Source organism: Ochrobactrum sp. A-1 (genome assembly GCF_022488005.1).
Taxonomy (GTDB): Bacteria; Pseudomonadota; Alphaproteobacteria; order Rhizobiales; family Rhizobiaceae; genus Brucella.
The window spans coordinates 853,218-871,125 of the sequence record NZ_JAKVQC010000003.1; the positions used below are offsets into that span (position 1 = coordinate 853,218).

Genomic DNA, 17,908 nt, shown 5'->3' on the forward strand with positions numbered 1-17,908 from the left:
AAACTGGTTGCCTTGAGCCGACTCATCACCCATTAAGGGAAACAGCAGAGCTGGCATCTTCACGACGCTTTTAGTAATCTGTTAACCGCGTTTATTGGGCCAATCTTAGCCAAGCGTCATTAAGTTTAGTGATTATCGCGAGTACCGCAGCCAATTTCGGATGCGCGCTCCTTCAACGGAACCGGGATGTAGACTCCACCTATGCGATTGATTGAGTTGTACATCTTGCGCCGGGTGGCGATCATGTTCCTCGCAGTGCTGGGGGCGGCAGTCGGCATTACCTGGACCGTGCAGGTGCTTCAGCGCATCGACTTTCTGACCACAAGCGGACAGACATTCCAGACAATCGTTCAATTCAGCTCGCTGTTGATTCCGTCAGCCATCCCGCTCGTGATGCCGTTTGCGCTGATCATTGCGATCACGCAGACGCTGTCCACCATGAACCAGGATTCCGAACTGGTGGTCATCAATGCATCGGGTGCTCCGCGCAGCGCGGTGATGCGCCCTATTCTGATTCTTGCGGCCGTGATTTCCGTCGTCTCGTTTCTCGTCGCCAATTATGTCGATCCCTATGCGCGCATGAACATGCGCGCGATGATCGCCAATGCCAGCGCCGATCTGATGAATGTCATCGTTCAGGAAGGCAACTTCCGGAAGCTCGCCGACAATCTCTATATTCAGGTCGCGGAACGACGCGCCGACGGCAGCATTGGCGGGCTTTTCATCGCCGATTCCCGCGATCCCGCGCTCGACCTCATCTATTATGCTGCCGATGGCGCGATTGCTTCGACGCCAAGCGGCGACATGCTGTTGATGCAGAATGGCGAAGTACAGCGGCGTGATGTGTCCGATGGCACTGTTTCGATCATCAAGTTCAATTCCTACGCATTCGATCTCAGCCAGTTTGCCTCAGCCGGTGACGATTTCGTCATCTATGCGAAGGATCGTCCGCTATCCTATCTTTTGAACCCGGACCCGAACGATCCGATCCTTCAGACCCGCCCATTGCGCTACAAGGCTGAATTGCACCGGCGCCTGACGCAATGGCTCTATCCGGTAGTCTTTGCGATGATTGCACTGGCTTTTGCGGGCGATTCCCGTTCGCATCGCGAAGCTCGTGTCTCAGCATCCTTCTCGGCGATCAGCACCGCTCTTCTCGTTTATTGGGCTGGTTATTTTGCATCAGATCGCGCAGACAAGGACGCTGGCTATATCGTCGTCATGTACCTCGTCCCGCTCGCCGTCATGCTCGTGACGGGCTTTGCGCTCGCCACCGGGCGAAGGATCGGCCTGCCAGACAAATGGAACGACCGTATTCTCGACAATTTCGACAGTCTGAGAAACCGTGCCTCGGAACTTTATGCCCGTTTCACCGGACGCTCGCGCAATAATGCCGGAGGACAGGTATGATCGGCTGGACGCTCGGGCGCTATTTCTTCATCCGCTACGTGCAGATTACACTCTATTTTCTGCTCGGGATTTTCGCATTGTCGCTGCTTCTCGACTTCACCGAGAATGCGAGCAAGCTTTCAAACCTGCCGGACTATTCGGTGTGGGCAGCGCTTGGTCTTTCTGCCATGCGCGTACCCTTCATCATGCAGCAGATGATCCCGTTCGTTGCCCTGTTCTCCGCAATGGCGACGCTCATTTCGCTCAACAGAAAATACGAACTTGTTGTCGCCCGTTCCGTTGGCGTGTCGGCCTGGCAGTTCCTTCTGCCTGCCTGCTTCGGCGCCTTCCTGTTTGGCCTGGCGACGATTTTCATCCTCAATCCGTTCGCTGCTTACGGGTTTGCGAAGGCTGATGAAATCGCATCGACGTGGAAGACCGGCAAAGTTACCGACGTTTCCGCCCTGCGCGATCCGTGGCTGCGCCAGAAGACCGATGAGGGTGAAACCATCATCGGCGCAAAAAGCATTCTGGATCAGGGTGCGACCCTTGCCGATGCGACATTCATTCAGTTCGATGAAAAGAAGAATATCAAGGTACGCTACGACGCACGGACCGCACAGCTGATGGACGGTCATTGGGAGCTAACCGACGTGACGCGATTCGCGCGCGGCGAAGAACCCCAGAAAATGGCGAGCCTCCAGATCGAGACGCAGCTTCGTCCGGAATATGTGGAAGAGAAGCTCGCGACACCGGACACAATTCCCTTCACGCAGTTGCGTCACAAGATCGAAGTCGCACGTTCCTTTGGTTATTCGGCAAACGCTTTTGACATGCAATACCAGTCACTTCTGGCCTTGCCGGCCTTGCTGATGGCGATGACTCTCATTGCTGCAACAGTGTCGTTGAAATTTGTGCGGTTTGGTCAGTCGGGAGCGATGATTCTGGGTGGCGTTATCGCAGGCTTCATGCTTTATGTCGTTTCGGTGCTAGTGAAGGCATTCGGGAATGCGGGATTCGTTCCGCCGTTCGTGGCTGCCTGGGTTCCGGTTGTTATCGCGACATTTTTTGGTGTCTCCTTTTTGTTGCATAAGGAGGATGGTTAGTGGGTTCGAGTAACGCCCGCATGGTATTGCCCCATTCGTTCTCGCGCCTGACGCGCGGGACGGCCTTGGCGTGCGTCCTTGCTTTGCCTTTCATTTCTGTCGCGGCCCTGCCCTCACCCGCATCGGCACAGGACACTCTTGCTGCCAATTACAAGAGCGATCCGAACGCACGCATGCTTCTGCAGGCTGACGAGCTTGTCTATGATCGCGACGTCAACACCGTCACGGCTCAGGGCAAGGTACGCATCGAGTATGACGGTAATCATCTCGTCGCCGACAAGGTAACTTATAACCAGCAGACGCGGCGCATGACTGCGACGGGTAATGTTGAGATCGTCGAACGCGACGGCAACAAGATCTATTCCGACCATATGGATGTCACCGACAGTTTCCGCGACGGCTTCGTAAACGGCCTTCGCGTCGAGACGACGGATAACACCCGCTTTGCAGCCGAAAGCGCTGAACGCAGCAACGGCGAGATCACGACATTCAACAACGGCGTCTATACGGCCTGCGAACCCTGCGCCAAGAATCCGGACAAGCCTGTTCTCTGGCAAATCAAGGCACGCAAGATCATCTGGAACAGCACGACAAAGACGGTCCGTTTCGAACATGGCCGCTTTGAGTTTCTCGGCATGCCGCTTGCCTGGTTCCCGGCATTCGAGATGGCCGACCCGACGGTGAAGCGCAAAAGCGGCTTCCTGTTTCCGGGCTTTTCCTACAAGGACGATCTCGGCTTCGGCATCAAGAATTCGTATTTCTGGGCACTCGCTCCGAATTACGATCTGACGCTTTCCACGACAGCCTATACCAAGCAGGGCTTCCTGACCGAGGCCGAATGGCGTCATCGTCTTGAAAATGGCACCTATAACCTTCGTATCGCTGGCATCCACCAGAACAAGCCCGAAGAATTCGATTTGAACACCGTTGACCGCGAAGAAGACAATCGCGGCATGGTCTCCTCAAAAGGCGATTTCGAGCTCAATTCGCGTTGGCGTTTTGGCTGGGATGTGATGGCACAGACCGACCGGAATTTCAGCCGAACGTATGATATTGAAGGGTATAATGCCGGAACTCAGGTTTCTAAAATATATCTCACGGGTATCAACAACCGTAACTATTTCGACCTGAATTTCTACCGCTTCAATGTGCAGGAATCCCTTCTCGCGGATAATCCGAGCGAAATGCATTCGAAGCAGCCTTGGGTTTTCCCAAGCCTCGACTATTCTTATACGATGCCAGAGCCGGTTTATGGCGGTGAACTGAATTTCACCACCAATCTGCAGGCGCTGTACCGCCAGAATGCAAACCATACGGTGAATCCAAACAATGGTTTGCCTTACTATGCTCGTATTCCGGGCTTTAGCGGCACGAATGTTCGTCTGACCACTGAAGCAGAATGGAAGCGCACCTTCATCACGCCGGCCGGTCTCGTCATCACCCCATTGCTGGCATTGCGCGGTGATGCAATCGGCACCAATACAAATTTCGATCCAGCCGCCGCTGGCTATACGGATGCACTTGTCCGTTCAGAAGCGCTTCGCGCCATGGCAACCGCCGGGCTTGAACTGCGCTGGCCGATCCTGTTCTCGACCACGAGCTCGACCCATATCATCGAGCCGATCGCACAGCTTTATGTTCGCAACAACGAACGCTATGCGGGCGAATTGCCAAATGAAGACGCCCAGAGCTTTGTCTTCGATGCGACGAACCTGTTCTCGCGCGACAAGTTCTCCGGTTATGACCGTGTCGAAGGCGGCACTCGCGCCAATCTTGGTCTGCGCTATTCAGGCAATTTCAACAACAGCGACTGGGCTCTTTATGCCCTCGGCGGTCAGTCGTTCCAGTTGGGTGGGGTAAATTCTTACGGTACCAGCGATTTCGTGAATGTCGGCGCAGATTCCGGCCTGCAGGATGCGCGCTCCGACTATGTGGCCATGATCGGTACGTCCAATTCGACAGGTCTTGCCCTGGCTGCTCGCGGACGCTTCGACAAGGAGAGTTTCTCGGTCCAACGTGGCGAACTTGAAGCCCAGCAGAGCTGGCAGAAGCTGACAGTTTCCGCGCAGTACGCCTATATCGCGCCACAACCTGCTTACGGATATAACGACCTCCGCCAGGAAGTTACAGGTTCGGCAACGGCTCGTATCAATACAAACTGGCGCGTTTTCGGTTCAGGTACCTATGATCTTGTCTCCGAAACATTGGTACGCGCATCGTCTGGCCTCGCCTATGACGATGAGTGTTTCACTTACTCTATGGCATATACCCAGACCCGCAATCCGGGTGAGGATAAAACCTCATATGGCATAGGCTTCAACATTTCGCTGCGCACGTTGGGTGACATAGGCAGCGGCACTCAGACTTTCTAAACTTGACGGACCGGAAGCACCAGAAATGCTTCCGGTCTTTTCATTTCATTCGACAAAGAAATTTGCACATCAAAGCCTGATTTGGCTTTCTTTCTGTAGTATTCACACGATACAACCTTCGCAAAATAGCTTTTGGGTCATTGTTTCGCCGCACTGGGTCATCTATACAGGCAGCTTATGATCAGCAGCTGATATGATTGATTGTTGGCTGACCGACGATAATGACCATAAAGGGATACGTCCGGTAAGGATTGTCGTTCATCGACCGGAAGGAATCGGGAAAGAAAGATGATGATTGCAAGACCTCTCTTCGCCTCCATGCTAAGCGCCGCTGTCTGCATGACGACGCTTGGAACGGTTGCGGTTCCAGCATTTGCTGCAGGTGCAGGTTCCGAGGTCAAAGTCATCGTTTCCGGCAACGCCATCACGAACAGCGACATTCAGCACCGCGTGGCCTTTTTGAAGCTGCAGCGCAAAGGCGGCAATCTCAGCCAGATTGCCAAGCAAGAACTGACTGATGAAATGCTGAAGCGCGTCGAGATGAAATCGCGCGGCATCAATATTTCCGAACAGCAGGTCGATGAGGCTTATGCCGGTTTTGCCAGCCGTAACAAGATGAGCCTGGCACAGCTCAATCAGTTGATGAACCAGTCTGGTGTTACGCCGGATCATTTCAAGAAATACATCATGGTCCAGATGGGCTGGGGCCGTCTCGTCAGTGCCCGCTTCCGTGCGACCGGCATGGTCAGCGAACAGGAAGCCGTTCAGCGCATGTTGAAGGATGGCGGCAAGAAGCCTGTGGCGACCGAATATCGCCTCCAGCAGGTGATTTTCGTGGTACCCGCCTCCAAGCGTTCTCCTGCCCTGCTCTCCAAGCGCAAGCAGGAAGCCAATGCACTTCGCTCGCGCTTCCAGAACTGCGATGCAACCCGTCAGCAAGCCAAGGGCATTCTTGACGTAACCGTTCGCGATCTTGGCCGTATCATCGAGCAGCAATTGCCGAACGAATGGTCGAAAGCGGTCAAGGCAACGTCAGTCGGCGGCACCACCCCGCCGCAGGAAACCGAAAAGGGCGTTGAATTCCTGGCCGTCTGCTCGACCAAGCAGGTATCAGATGACCGTGTTGCCCAGCTCGTCTTCTCCATGGAAGGCGCGGATTCCGCTGCCGGTCAGGAAAAGAAAGCCGAACAGCTCAGCGAGAAATATCTCAAGGAACTGCGCGAAAAGGCGACAATCGTCAATCGCTAAACTGACCTGACGGATTCATCCGTATTCATTGGACTATTGACGCGATGTCCGCAGCACCTGTTCCTCCCCTCGCCATCAGCATTGGCGATCCGTCCGGCATCGGCCCCGACGTTGCACTTGTCGCCTGGCTCCGGCGCGACGAGCTTGCGCTGCCGCCTTTCGCCTTGCTGGCAGATCCGCTTCAACTTGCAGAACGTACGCGACATCTCGGACTTGAAATCGAGATTGCGGTTGTTCCCGCCATTGCTGAGGCAAGCCGCGTGTTTTCTCATGCATTGCCGGTACTTCCGCTCGACAACAAGCTGACGGATAGCGTCGGCAAACCCTTGCCGGAGAACGCTGCTGGCATCATCGAAGCCATCGAGCGCGCCGTCGAACTCACGCTGAAAGGTGAAGCTTCGGCAGTTGTCACCTGTCCGATTTCAAAGAAGCCGCTTTATGAAGCCGGGTTTCATCATCCGGGCCACACGGAGTTTCTGGCAGAACTGGCCAGCAAATATCTGGGCAAGCCTGTCACGCCAGTCATGATGCTGGCCGGTCCGCAGCTTCGCGCCGTTCCAGTCACCATACACATTCCGCTTTCCGAAGTGCCGGTCCGTTTGAATACTGTCGATATCATCGAAGTTTCGCGGATCACTGCCACTGAGCTGCGGGAACGGTTCGGCATTCTGTCGCCGCGTCTCGCCATATCCGGGCTTAACCCGCATGCGGGAGAAGGTGGGGCCATGGGGAAAGAGGATGACGCCATCATCCTTCCCGCAATCGAGGCATTGCGCCGTGAAGGAATAAACGCTCGCGGGCCCCTGCCCGCCGATACGATGTTTCACGCGCCCGCCCGCGCGACCTATGATGCTGCGGTCTGCATGTATCACGATCAGGCCCTTATCCCGGCCAAGGCACTTGCATTCGATGAGACAGTGAATGTGACCTTGGGTCTTCCCTTCATTCGCACCTCGCCGGATCATGGCACGGCTTTCGATATTGCTGGCAAAGGCATTGCCCGCCCGGACAGCCTTGTCGCGGCCATTCGTCTTGCACAGGAACTGGCTGAAAACGCAGCCAACGCACATTAACGAGTACAATGGCATGAGTATTGATGGCCTTCCCCCGCTTCGCGAGGTAATTGAACGGCACGATCTGATGCCGAAGAAATCGCTCGGCCAGAACTTCCTTTTCGACCTCAATCTAACATCGAAAATCGCCCGTCAGGCGGGTAATTTGCAGGATCAGCCTGTTATTGAGGTTGGCCCAGGCCCCGGCGGTCTGACCCGAGCACTTCTTGCGCAAGGCGCTTATGTCACTGCAATCGAACGCGATGAACGTTGCCTGGATGCGCTTGCGGAGATCGAAGCGCATTATCCGGGTCGTCTGCGCATCATTTCCGGTGACGCCCTTGAGCAGGATTTTGCAGCACTGTTTCCAAACGGGCCGAAGCCGCGCATCGTTGCCAATCTGCCTTACAATGTCGGCACGCAGTTGCTGCTTAACTGGCTGCTGGTCGAGCCGTGGCCGCCCTTCTATTCATCCATGACTTTGATGTTCCAACGGGAGGTCGCCGAGCGTATCGTCGCGACACCGGACAGCGATCACTATGGACGTCTGGGTGTGCTTGCCGGATGGCGAACAGTTTCCAAGATCAGTTTCGATGTGCCGCCGCAGGCATTTACGCCGCCGCCGAAAGTCATGTCGTCGGTCGTTCATATTATTCCGCGTGAAAATCCGCTGCCTTGCAACACCAATGCGCTTGGGCAAATTACGCAAGCAGCCTTTGGACAACGCCGCAAGATGCTGCGCCAGAGCCTGAAACCTGTTGGCGGCGCCGAGCTTCTCGAAAAGACCGGCATCGACGGAACGCGCCGTGCAGAAACGCTCAGCGTCGAAGAGTTTGTCGCGCTGGCAAACGCCTTTCGCCCACTCAAATAGTTAGTGATGACGGCTGCTTTTCCCCGAAGCTGACTTCGTGGCTTCGGGTGCAGCGGGCATGACTGGCAGCTTCATTTCGTTGACGATCTGGCCCACATGGTCGATTTCTTCACGGAAGCTGTTCAGGGATGAGCCGGTCAGTTTTTCGCCAGCATTGAGACGCGCCGTCAACGGATCGACATATTGGTCGCCAACCTTGAGCTCGTAATAGAGGTGCGGGCCGGTCGAATAGCCCGTCGAACCGACATAGGCGATCACTTCTCCCTGCTTCACGCGATCACCGACCTTCAAGCCCTTCTTGGCCGATGAAAGATGCGCATATGTCGTGCTGTAGCCGCCCTGATGGCGTATGCGGACATACTTGCCATATCCCTTCTGATACGAGATCAGTTCCACCACACCGTCACCCGCCGCAACGATAGGCGAGCCGATCGGCGCATCATAATCGACACCATTGTGATGTTTGCGAACATGCAGAACGGGATGGATGCGCCAGCCGAAACCATCATTGAGACGGCCATTCGACAGCGGCTTCTGCATGAGATATTTCGTCATGGACGAACCGTCTTCATTGAAATAGTCGGCACCGTTATTGCCTTCATGACGGTACAGGCGGCGGCTCTTACCGTCTGTCGTGAACTCGACGAAAACCAGTTCCGGTTCGGTCTCTGCGCTTTTGCGGAATAGAAGGTCGATCAAATCGGGCTTTTTGCCGTCATTCAGCGAAATACCATTCTGCGAAGCCAGCTTCTCGACTTCACCAACGATTGTTTTCGGTGCACCTGCCTGCTCCAGCCGCGATGAAATGGAGCCGCTATTGCTGACCGCATTTTGCGGATGATAGGCTGTCAGCATCGCGTCGCGCGACAGGCGTGCAAAAAGGCGCTCATTGCCGGTGGCTCGGAAAACGCCATCGTCGGCGCGTCCATAGATCGCCTTGTCGATATCGCCATGCTCGAAGCGTGCAAGCGCGATATGCTGCTCTCCATCGGCGTGTTGCCTCGATTTGTCGACCAGTAGTTCAAGATTGTCTCCGGGCACCAGTTCTGTGCGTGCCAGGGCCTCCTCAAGCCGGTTGCTGTCTTCGACCGCAATCCCCGCCGCCTGCAACAATGCGCCCAGTCGCTCACGCGACTGCGGTGCGACAATAATCTCGTGAACCTTTGCGCCCGAAGCGACAGCCGGTTTGGCGAGGCTGACATTCACAGGAACACCCCGTTCCAGCTCTTCCTCTGGCCGTTTCGGCAAGGATTTCGGTACGGAAATCCCTCCGCGCAGCGTGTCGTCCAAGGCAGCACGGCTGGAACCTTTGAGATCGAGCACCACATGCTGATAGGTGTATAGACGCGCATCACCGTCCTCGACGCCTTCAGCGATGTCAATACGCCGCGATATGCGGCTGGTCGGATCGCCATTCACCGCTGGCGTCAGACGCGCCTCTTTCGTCGCGGCATGATGCTGAGCCAAGGTCGCCGGATTGACCATGACAGGTTGCGCAGCGTGACCATGGCCTACAAGTCGCCCGGTCGTAAACAGAAACCCACCTCCGGCTATGGCCGTTGCTGTGATCAGCGCCAGACAGAACCGTAGATGCGTATGCAGGGAAAACCGGACCTGCCGGAATGGTTTCAAACTGTGGGAAGAAAGCGGTTCGCCCTTCAGGGCCGACTTGAAGGCCGCAAAATCTGGCTCTGCCGTCGCAGCAACTTTTCTTTCGTTTGCTGGCGCTGACCAGAAGACCATTTTGAACAATTCTCCACCACTGGATTATCGGCGGATCAGTGGTAAAGACAGCGGCCAAAATAAGGCTTACGGCGGGATATCCACCGTAAGAGAATCACATTCTGTGAATTCTGAAGATCGGGTCTTCAGAGCGCCGTGCGTCCACTTGGACGCACAAAGGACGCTCTAACTTATTAATCTACGCATCGTTCTTTCCGAAAATCGATTACGATTTTCGAGCCGATGCCGTAGCCCGCCCCCGGCGATGTTCGACCAGCATCGACCACGTATAGAGCGCAAGCCCAGCCCAGATCAGCGCGAAAGCACCCAGCTGCGCATTTGAGAACGGCTCGTGGAAGATGAAGATCGCAAAGAAAAACAGCATCGTCGGCGTCATGTACTGCATGAGACCGAGTGTGGTATAACGCAGCAGCTTCGCACCACCCGCATAAAGGATCAGCGGAATAGCCGTGAAAGGTCCGGCCAACAACAACATCGTCACATTGAATGCCGGGCCCGTAGAGAAATGGTCCTGACCGTTTGCGGCGAGCCATAGCACATAGCCGAGCGCCGGAATACACAGGATGAGCACTTCGAGCGTGAAGCCCTGCAGAGGTGGCATGGGCAATGATTTGCGGAAGAAACCATAGAGGCCAAAAGTCAGCGGCAGCGCCAGCGATACCCATGGCAGACCGCCTGCATTGATGGTCAGCAAAAGCACAGCCGCAAAAGCGAACCCGACAGCGACATACTGAACCTTGGTCAGCCTCTCGCCGAGAAACAGACCGCCGAGAACGACATTGAACAGGGGATTGATGTAATAGCCAAGTGCTGCACCCATCACCTGATCGTGGGCAACAGCCCAGACATAGATCGACCAGTTAATGGTAATCAGTCCGGCGGTCAGGGCAGCCATGGCCAGCATGCGCGGCCGGCGCACGGCATTGAGAATATCCTTGAACTGCCCCAACACAAGAAGGAGCGCCAGCGCGACCGGAACCGACCAGATCACACGGTGCGACACAACTTCCATCGCCGGGATGTGACCGAGTGCCTTGAGATAGAACGGGAGAGCGCCCCAGAGCCCATAGGCTCCGATAGCCATCAAAAACCCGCGCGACCCGTCAGACAGGCGCGTATCGGTGATGGTTTGATCGGACATGCCTCTCTCCTCGGCGAACTAGAGCATTTCCAGCACAAGTGTGAAGCGGCTTTGCGTAGGATAATGCGACAAAACAAGTAGTTAGAGTGGTTCCGACGGTTCTGTTAAAAAACGGGGACAACTCTAAAGTTGCTCGCAAGCTGATTACGGCAGGCGAAGCATCGAACTTCACCTGCTATGCGCTCAACAATCCATAAAATCCATTCAATTAAACTGATCGAAGCATCAATCGTCGTGAACAGATGGATTTACTCGGCAGCAGCCAATCCGGCCATCGAACGGTTCTTCATCAGCTTGTAATTGACCGAATCCATCAGGGCCTGGAAGGACGCATCGATGATATTGTCCGACACGCCGACCGTGCGCCAGCGGGCGCCGGTCGCATCCCCGGATTCTATCAGAACGCGGGTGATGGCGGCTGTGCCGCCATTGAGGATACGCACCTTGAAGTCCACCAGTTCAAGATCCTCGATCTCGGCCTGAAAACGCCCAAGATCCTTACGCAACGCAATATCGAGCGCGTTGACCGGACCATGCCCTTCGGCGACCGACATGCGAACCTCGCCATCGACCTCCACCTTGACCACGGCTTCGGAAACGGTCTTCAACATGCCGTTGGCATCGAAACGACGCTCGACAAGGCAGCGGAAGGATTCGACCTTGAAGAATTCCGGCTGCGGCGTCAGCATGTTGCGCGCTAGAAGTTCGAAACTCGCATCCGCGCCTTCATAGGCATAGCCTTCCGCCTCACGCTCCTTGACCAGCGCGATCAACGTGTCGAGACGGACATCGTCCTTCGCAACGCGGATACCCCTGCGTTCCAGTTCGGCGATGAAGTTGGATTTTCCGCCCTGATCCGACACCATAACTCGCCGGCTGTTGCCGACTGTTTCCGGCGGTATATGCTCGTAGGTCTGTGGTTCCTTAAGCAGCGCCGAGGCATGAATTCCGGCTTTGGTCGCAAAAGCGGAAGTACCGGTATAGGGTGCCTGCTCCGTCGGCGGACGGTTCAAAATGTCATCGAAGGCACGCGAGATCCGCGTGATCCCCTTCAGCGCGGCAGGCTTGATACCCAATTCAAAACGCTCGGCCCAATATGGCTTCAACGCAAGTGTCGGGATCAGCGAAACGAGATTGGCGTTGCCGCAGCGTTCGCCGATACCGTTGAGCGTACCCTGCACGTGGCGAACACCCGCATCGATAGCCGCGAGCGAGACGGCAACCGCCTGCTCGGTATCGTTGTGCGCATGGATGCCAAGGCTCTCGCCAGGGACCACTGCCGTCACGGCAGTGACGATTTCGGCCACTTCAGATGGTTGTGTACCGCCATTCGTATCGCACAGCACAACCCAGCGCGCACCGGCTGAATAGGCCGCCTTGGCACAGGCCAGCGCATATTCAGGATTGGCTTTATATCCATCGAAGAAATGCTCACAGTCGACCAGCGCTTCCCGCCCTGCCATGCGTGCTGCGGTGACCGAAGCCGTAATTGACTCCAGATTTTCCTCATTGGTGCAGCCGAGTGCGAGACGGACATGATAGTCCCAGCTTTTGGCGACGAAGCAGACTGCATCGGCTGAAGCCTGCAGCAGACTGGAAAGACCAGGATCGTTGGATGCAGAGACGCCCGCGCGCTTCGTCATGCCGAAGGCCACGAACTTGGCGCGTGCAGTCTGGCGACGCTTGAAGAAGGCCGTGTCAGTCGGGTTGGCACCCGGATAACCACCCTCCACATAATCGACGCCCAGCTCTTCCAGCAACGCGACAATCGACTTCTTGTCTTCCACAGAGAAGTCAATGCCGGGCGTTTGCTGCCCGTCCCGCAGCGTGGTGTCGTAGATATAGATGCGTTCGCGTGCCATTGTGCCTGCCTGTCGGTGGGTCTGCGGTCCGGTCAACCTTGCTGTTGCGGCCAGCTTTCAGTGTCGTAGTCGGGATGCTGATAGGAAATCATGGTTCTTACAAATTCGATGCTCTCCGGATCACGCTCCGTTGCATAGCCGGGAAGGCTTGCAAGTTCCGGCACATAGGGAAGCTGCTTCTCGATGCCCCACTGGACTGTCGGCTCGATTTCCTCCGGCGCATCGAATGCGCCGATGGCGAGCGCGATCCCGTCGGGTGCCTCGTAAGTAAGCGGCGTGCCACACTCAGGACAAAAGCCCCGCTGCACATGATTGGACGAACGGAAGCGCTTAGGCTCGTTGCGCGTCCATTCCAGCTTCGCATCACTTACCGACACCAGAGGCGCATAGAAATTGCCGAACGCTTTCTGACACATGCGACAATGACAGATCGATGCGGAGCCCATCGCACCGTCAACGCGAAAGCGAACCGCACCGCACTGGCAACCGCCGGTATAGATCGGTTTGTTATCAAGCGTCATGTCATCCTCCCTATTCAACAGCCTGTTAGCCTACCACATCCCAACTGGTTGTGCGTTCGCCCGTTGCCGGGTCCTTGCCATCCTTGAGCTGAACACCTTCCTGAAGCAGTTCATCGCGAATGCGGTCAGCCTCGGCCCAGTTTCTCTCATTGATGAAGCGCAGGCGCTCCGCAATACGTGCTTCAATGGCCTCACTATCCACTTCGGCCTTTGCAAAGACCGGAATGTCTTCAGCCGAAACGAAATGCGGATCGAACAGGCCCAACAGAGCCATGCCCTCGCCCAATCCGGCAACATCGCGTGCCTTGAAAGCCTTGCGCAACGCCGTGATTGCCGTCCAGCTGTTCAGATCGTCAGACAGGGCCTCGACGACCTCACCAACTGCAGTCAGCGTTTGCGGCAATTCGAAACCCCTGTCGCGCAGCAAGCCATACCAGCGATGCAGTTCATCGGCAGATTCTGCCAGACGCTGCGCCGTCCAGTTGATCGGCTCGCGATAATGCGTCTGCAACATCGACAGGCGAGCCGCCAGACCGACCCAGCGATCGCGCGCATCGACGTCGTCCCAGACACCCAGTTGCGGCAGACCTTCGTTCAGCACATCGCGAATGGTGATGAAATTGCCGAGCGATTTCGACATCTTCTGCCCTTCGACCTGCAGGAAACCGTTATGCATCCAGATGCTTGCCATCCGCTCGGTGCCAAATGCGCAGCATGATTGCGCGATTTCGTTCTCGTGATGCGGGAAGACGAGATCAATGCCGCCGCCATGAATGTCGAACTGGTTCTTCAGCGGATCATCGCATTTCAGGCCACCGCCAAACGGCTCAAGCAGCTTGGCCATCGACATGGCCGAGCACTCGATATGCCAGCCCGGACGACCCAATACCGAGATCCCCGCTGGAGAGGACCAGCCCGGCTCGCCCTCCTTCGACGGTTTCCACAAGACAAAATCCATTTCGTCCCGCTTGTAGGATGCTACGTCGACGCGGGCGCCTGCCAGCATCTCATCCAGTGAGCGGCGAGCAAGCGCGCCGTAGCGCGGTCCCTTCCGTTCGTTCATTGCGGACGGCGAGAAGAGAACATGATCCTCGGCCACATAGGCCACACCGAGTTTCACCAAACGATCGATCATGGCGCGCATCTCGTCCATGTGCTCGGTTGCACGCGGCTGAACGCTCGGCTGTAGATTGCCGAGCGCGGTTACGTCAGCCTGAAACTGTGCGTTCGTGCTTTCCGTCACCCGACGAATGGCTTCATTGAAGGATAGATCAGGGTAATCGCGCGCGGCGCGTGCATTAATCTTGTCATCGACATCGGTAATGTTGCGCGCATAGGTGACGTGTTCCGCGCCATAGACATAACGCAGCAAACGGAACAACACGTCGAAAACGATCACCGGACGAGCGTTGCCTATATGCGCGAAGTCATAAACCGTCGGTCCGCAGACATACATGCGCACATTGTCGGCATCGATGGGAGAAAACTCCTCTTTCGTGCGGGTCAGCGTGTTGTACAGACGCAGTTGCGGCGCATAAGCCATTGTAAATATTCCCCAAAAAGACCTACTGGAACCGTTCCGCTCAAACAATATGCGGCACTGCTCCAGCTACTGTTTTCACGCATTATCCCACGCAAAACCGCTTCGCACTTTTGCTGGAAATGCTAAGCGCAACTGACCGCAGCCGACTGACCGGGGCGTTATCATCCAATTTTTATGAAAGGGAGACGAAAACGGCCGGGCCAGCAGGCTGCTAGCCAATAATAATCGCACAAATACAAATGATCGTGGTCGGCGTTTTCATGATTGCACTTATCCTCAGAGGGAGTGCCTCCGTCAAGAGCTTTCGCTAAGTGCCTGTTCCAAAAGTCACCCTGCCCTACCGCAAACACCCGGATCGCCGTGTTTGTTGTATTTTTGCAACCCGCGAGCGCCCTCTCCAGCGTTAACCGGAAAACCGCAAAACCGGCTCCAAACAGCCTTCATTCGGTCTCAATCAATCACAAAATGGTGAGCAGGCATTATCGAAAGGAAGGACCAATGTCTAAGAGTGAACTGCAACCTCGCCAAGACCGACTGGTTGATAAATACCGCGAAATCGGACCTGCCGTGCTTGTTGCAGCATTGCTGAACGCAACGCAGCGCAGCAGCGACGGTCGTAACGATAATCGCCGGCGTTCCATTCTCGCCGTCAAGAAGACAGGCTGAAGAAGCTGATATCGTTCAGCGCCTGGAGCATTTCCAGCAAAAGTGCGAAGCGGTTTTGCGTAGGATAATGCGACGAAAAAACCCTTGGAGCGCCGCAGGCTCGGCGATCAAAGTCGGTGGATGCGTAACACATAGCGCCAGTCCAGCAAGACTGGCGGTCACTGTCAGAACATCGAAAGCTGGCCGCCATTTCCGTCATCGGATTCGGGCTTGTTCTTTCGTTTCGGCACTGCACGCTCCGAAGAAGCCTGCTCCTCTACACGTTCCTGCAAATCGGGCGTCGTGTTGGCGACCTTGTTGACCTTGTCCGACACCGGTATCGCTTCAAACAAATCATCCTGCGCCGGACGCATGATATCCGCCACGTCTCGCGGCAGAAACCGCTTGCAATCAAGCCAGCGGGCAAAATCTTCCGGCTGCACGACGACCGGCATCCTTTCATGGATCGGCCGCAACAAGCCGTTTGCGCTTGTCGTCAATATGCCTCCGGTATCGATCTGCGATCCATCCACACTGCTCCATGTCTCGATCAAGCCGCCAAAAGCGACAATGCCGCCCTTGCGCGGCCGCACCCAATAGGCTTGAGCCTTATTCTTCCCTTCACGGCGCCACTCATAGAAGCCCGATGCCGGAATCAAGGCGCGCCGGTGGTTCAGCGCCGCGCGAAACGAATTCTTCTCCGCAGCCGTCTCGGAGCGGATATTGAACATGAGCGGCCAGTCGTTCGGGTCTTTGACCCAGGACGGAACAAACCCCCAGCGCACGAGCATACCGACGCGATCCGGCCTGTTGCTGCCCGGCGGCGGCGTTTCCCCGCCCAGAATGGTCAATATGGGCTGCGTTGGTGCGATATTATATCGTGGAGGAAAATCCTCTGCGATCAATGCGGCCACGAAGGCTTCCAGCTCTTCCCGGCTTGCAGTCAATGAAAAACGTCCACACATAGTGAGCATGTTCAAGCTTTTTGGTGAGCGGTCAAGGGGTGCTTTTCCATAGCCAACTGGTGTAGCTTGAGCATCATGAAAACAGTTCCCGTATTTCCGATTCCAGCCAAGGTTCATGGTGTTTCGCTGATCTGCAGACGCGAAGGGCGGTTTCTTCTGGTCGAGCGCGGGAAAGAGCCGTGGAAAGGCTGGCTTGCTTTTCCGGGTGGAAGTATCGAACTGGGCGAAACGTCCGAACAAGCCGCGATCCGTGAACTCAAGGAAGAAACAGCGCTTGATGCAAAGGCCCTGTCGCACGTCATAACCGTAGATCTGGCGCTTGAGGGGAAAGCGTATGACAAGAGCTATTACCTGTCCGTCTTCCGGGCCTGGCAGGTTTCTGGTCAGGAAGTCGCCGGAGACGATGCTGCATCGATTCACTGGCTGACGATAGAAGAAATGGCGTCTGCAAGGGTGACGGACAGTACCCTCGATGTCGCCCGCGCGGTGGCGGAAAATGAAGACAAGCGCTTGGATATTAATCCTGTTTAGCGATCTGCCTTGAAGAGGCCCCTATTTATAGCAATAGCTCATTTTCAGGTGAGAGGTTTTTGATTGAAAAGCATTCCGTTTTTTCGACCGGCTATCTGCTTCTCGATCGCTTTGTGGGTCGGGGCGGCATCTCCGGCTTTGGCTCAGGACGCGCCCTATGAAGGGAAGATGTCGCGGCTCGCAGAAATTCTCGGCTCGCTTCACTATCTGCGCAATCTTTGCGGCGAAGCTGGCAGCGAATGGCGCGATCGGATGGACGCGATTGTGTCGGCGGAAAAGCCTTCCGAAGCCGAACGGGTACGGCTCATTTCGAGCTTCAACCATGGGTATCGCGTGTTCAGCGACAATTACACCCGCTGCACCCCTTCGGCGCTTGCGGCGATAGATCGCTACATGAAGGAAGGCGAGGACTTGTCGAACGAGATCATCTCGCGCTATGGAAATTAACCAATCATTCACTCTTGTGCGGATTGACAGCATTAGTTCGTTCAAATCCGTGATAATCTGTTAACACTGTCTTAAGAAGGCAGTCACGTTGCAAGGTGGTAGAGCTCCCGCGAAACGGTGAGACACCGGCATTGCAACAGAAAGGCGAAAGCCAGGATGAAGTCTATGGAACATGCACCGGCCGATCTGGACGAAATGATTGCGCGCGAGAAGAAACTCGTCGCAATCGAATATCATAACGAGGCCTGGGCTGACGGTATCTCCGAAGGTATCGAACCGGAAATCCTTGCTGAAGCAGCCTTCACGACGGCGCTTACCGAACTGATCCGCGAAGCAGGCGACGACTGTGCGCTGGAGCTGATCGAGAAAATGCGTGAACAGATCGTAGCGGGAACCTTCCTGCCGCAGCGCATTCTTCAATAGCACTGGTAGAACGCCGGTCGCGGGACCAGACCGGCGCAGCAGTTCCCTC

Annotated in this window: 16 protein-coding genes; 10 read left to right on the top strand and 6 right to left on the bottom strand. The window is 55.8% G+C overall.

Annotation, left to right across the window (positions count from 1 at the left end; genetic code table 11):
• Positions 1 to 201 precede the first annotated feature (201 nt).
• The 6 genes from lptF to rsmA all read left to right on the top strand — a co-directional run bounded on the left by lptF (position 202) and on the right by rsmA (position 8,038).
• Positions 202 to 1,410, top strand: coding sequence for an LPS export ABC transporter permease LptF (gene lptF / locus MKS82_RS05935; RefSeq protein WP_109987991.1), 1,209 nt, complete (start codon positions 202 to 204; stop codon positions 1,408 to 1,410).
• On the top strand, positions 1,407 to 2,495 hold the full coding sequence (gene lptG, locus MKS82_RS05940) for an LPS export ABC transporter permease LptG (protein ID WP_109987990.1): 1,089 nt from the start codon (positions 1,407 to 1,409) through the stop codon (positions 2,493 to 2,495). Before lptF ends, lptG begins: the two co-directional genes overlap by 4 nt.
• A 20-nt stretch (positions 2,496 to 2,515) precedes the next feature.
• Positions 2,516 to 4,867, top strand: coding sequence for an LPS-assembly protein LptD (locus tag MKS82_RS05945; protein WP_240578659.1), 2,352 nt, complete (start codon positions 2,516 to 2,518; stop codon positions 4,865 to 4,867).
• Between the two features lie 288 nt (positions 4,868 to 5,155).
• Positions 5,156 to 6,115: a peptidylprolyl isomerase gene (locus tag MKS82_RS05950; protein WP_109987988.1), complete on the top strand. Its 960-nt coding sequence runs from the start codon at positions 5,156 to 5,158 to the stop codon at positions 6,113 to 6,115.
• Between the two features lie 44 nt (positions 6,116 to 6,159).
• Entirely contained in the window at positions 6,160 to 7,188 is a 1,029-nt protein-coding gene (gene pdxA, locus MKS82_RS05955) for a 4-hydroxythreonine-4-phosphate dehydrogenase PdxA (RefSeq protein WP_109987987.1), read from the top strand.
• Between the two features lie 13 nt (positions 7,189 to 7,201).
• A complete protein-coding gene (rsmA, locus tag MKS82_RS05960) occupies positions 7,202 to 8,038 on the top strand; it encodes a 16S rRNA (adenine(1518)-N(6)/adenine(1519)-N(6))-dimethyltransferase RsmA (protein WP_176037498.1) in 837 nt (278 codons plus the stop codon).
• Here the strand turns inward: rsmA and MKS82_RS05965 are convergent, their stop codons facing one another.
• From MKS82_RS05965 to cysS, 5 genes are all read right to left on the bottom strand, one after another.
• Positions 8,039 to 9,781, bottom strand: coding sequence for a M23 family metallopeptidase (locus MKS82_RS05965; RefSeq protein ID WP_240578490.1), 1,743 nt, complete (start codon positions 9,779 to 9,781; stop codon positions 8,039 to 8,041).
• 205 nt (positions 9,782 to 9,986) lie between these two features.
• Positions 9,987 to 10,922 (bottom strand): EamA family transporter RarD, encoded by a 936-nt coding sequence (rarD, locus tag MKS82_RS05970; RefSeq protein ID WP_109987984.1) that lies wholly within the window; start codon positions 10,920 to 10,922, stop codon positions 9,987 to 9,989.
• A 248-nt stretch (positions 10,923 to 11,170) separates the two neighbouring features.
• Entirely contained in the window at positions 11,171 to 12,784 is a 1,614-nt protein-coding gene (gene cimA / locus MKS82_RS05975; protein ID WP_109987983.1) for a citramalate synthase, read from the bottom strand.
• 32 nt (positions 12,785 to 12,816) lie between these two features.
• Positions 12,817 to 13,305: a GFA family protein gene (locus tag MKS82_RS05980; protein WP_109987982.1), complete on the bottom strand. Its 489-nt coding sequence runs from the start codon at positions 13,303 to 13,305 to the stop codon at positions 12,817 to 12,819.
• A gap of 25 nt (positions 13,306 to 13,330) precedes the next feature.
• Entirely contained in the window at positions 13,331 to 14,848 is a 1,518-nt protein-coding gene (gene cysS / locus MKS82_RS05985; RefSeq protein ID WP_109987981.1) for a cysteine--tRNA ligase, read from the bottom strand.
• A 498-nt stretch (positions 14,849 to 15,346) separates the two neighbouring features.
• On the opposite strand from cysS, the gene MKS82_RS05990 reads away from it, so the two are divergent.
• Positions 15,347 to 15,514: a hypothetical protein gene (locus MKS82_RS05990; RefSeq protein WP_061347302.1), complete on the top strand. Its 168-nt coding sequence runs from the start codon at positions 15,347 to 15,349 to the stop codon at positions 15,512 to 15,514.
• 164 nt (positions 15,515 to 15,678) lie between these two features.
• Here the strand turns inward: MKS82_RS05990 and MKS82_RS05995 are convergent, their stop codons facing one another.
• On the bottom strand, positions 15,679 to 16,458 hold the full coding sequence (locus MKS82_RS05995; protein ID WP_240578491.1) for an SOS response-associated peptidase: 780 nt from the start codon (positions 16,456 to 16,458) through the stop codon (positions 15,679 to 15,681).
• 75 nt (positions 16,459 to 16,533) lie between these two features.
• Here MKS82_RS05995 and MKS82_RS06000 point away from each other — a divergent pair, with 75 nt between their 5' ends.
• The 3 genes from MKS82_RS06000 to MKS82_RS06010 all read left to right on the top strand — a co-directional run bounded on the left by MKS82_RS06000 (position 16,534) and on the right by MKS82_RS06010 (position 17,859).
• Positions 16,534 to 16,989 (top strand): NUDIX hydrolase, encoded by a 456-nt coding sequence (locus tag MKS82_RS06000; RefSeq protein ID WP_168436528.1) that lies wholly within the window; start codon positions 16,534 to 16,536, stop codon positions 16,987 to 16,989.
• Between the two features lie 72 nt (positions 16,990 to 17,061).
• Positions 17,062 to 17,436, top strand: coding sequence for a TIGR02301 family protein (locus MKS82_RS06005; protein WP_445558070.1), 375 nt, complete (start codon positions 17,062 to 17,064; stop codon positions 17,434 to 17,436).
• Positions 17,437 to 17,592: 156 nt separating this feature from the next.
• Positions 17,593 to 17,859, top strand: a complete 267-nt coding sequence (locus MKS82_RS06010; RefSeq protein WP_010661652.1) for a hypothetical protein — start codon at positions 17,593 to 17,595, stop codon at positions 17,857 to 17,859.
• Positions 17,860 to 17,908: the final 49 nt, after the last annotated feature.

Coding starts and splice junctions, on each gene's coding strand:
- MKS82_RS05945 (WP_240578659.1), top strand. CDS start 2,516: ATGGTATTGCCCCATTCGTTCTCGCGCCTGACGCGCGGGACGGCCTTG.
- MKS82_RS05980 (WP_109987982.1), bottom strand. CDS start 13,305: ATGACGCTTGATAACAAACCGATCTATACCGGCGGTTGCCAGTGCGGT.
- rsmA (WP_176037498.1), top strand. CDS start 7,202: ATGAGTATTGATGGCCTTCCCCCGCTTCGCGAGGTAATTGAACGGCAC.
- MKS82_RS05995 (WP_240578491.1), bottom strand. CDS start 16,458: ATGTGTGGACGTTTTTCATTGACTGCAAGCCGGGAAGAGCTGGAAGCC.
- rarD (WP_109987984.1), bottom strand. CDS start 10,922: ATGTCCGATCAAACCATCACCGATACGCGCCTGTCTGACGGGTCGCGC.
- MKS82_RS06000 (WP_168436528.1), top strand. CDS start 16,534: ATGAAAACAGTTCCCGTATTTCCGATTCCAGCCAAGGTTCATGGTGTT.
- MKS82_RS05965 (WP_240578490.1), bottom strand. CDS start 9,781: ATGGTCTTCTGGTCAGCGCCAGCAAACGAAAGAAAAGTTGCTGCGACG.
- MKS82_RS05990 (WP_061347302.1), top strand. CDS start 15,347: ATGTCTAAGAGTGAACTGCAACCTCGCCAAGACCGACTGGTTGATAAA.
- cimA (WP_109987983.1), bottom strand. CDS start 12,784: ATGGCACGCGAACGCATCTATATCTACGACACCACGCTGCGGGACGGG.
- MKS82_RS05950 (WP_109987988.1), top strand. CDS start 5,156: ATGATGATTGCAAGACCTCTCTTCGCCTCCATGCTAAGCGCCGCTGTC.
- cysS (WP_109987981.1), bottom strand. CDS start 14,848: ATGGCTTATGCGCCGCAACTGCGTCTGTACAACACGCTGACCCGCACG.
- lptG (WP_109987990.1), top strand. CDS start 1,407: ATGATCGGCTGGACGCTCGGGCGCTATTTCTTCATCCGCTACGTGCAG.
- MKS82_RS06010 (WP_010661652.1), top strand. CDS start 17,593: ATGAAGTCTATGGAACATGCACCGGCCGATCTGGACGAAATGATTGCG.
- pdxA (WP_109987987.1), top strand. CDS start 6,160: ATGTCCGCAGCACCTGTTCCTCCCCTCGCCATCAGCATTGGCGATCCG.
- lptF (WP_109987991.1), top strand. CDS start 202: ATGCGATTGATTGAGTTGTACATCTTGCGCCGGGTGGCGATCATGTTC.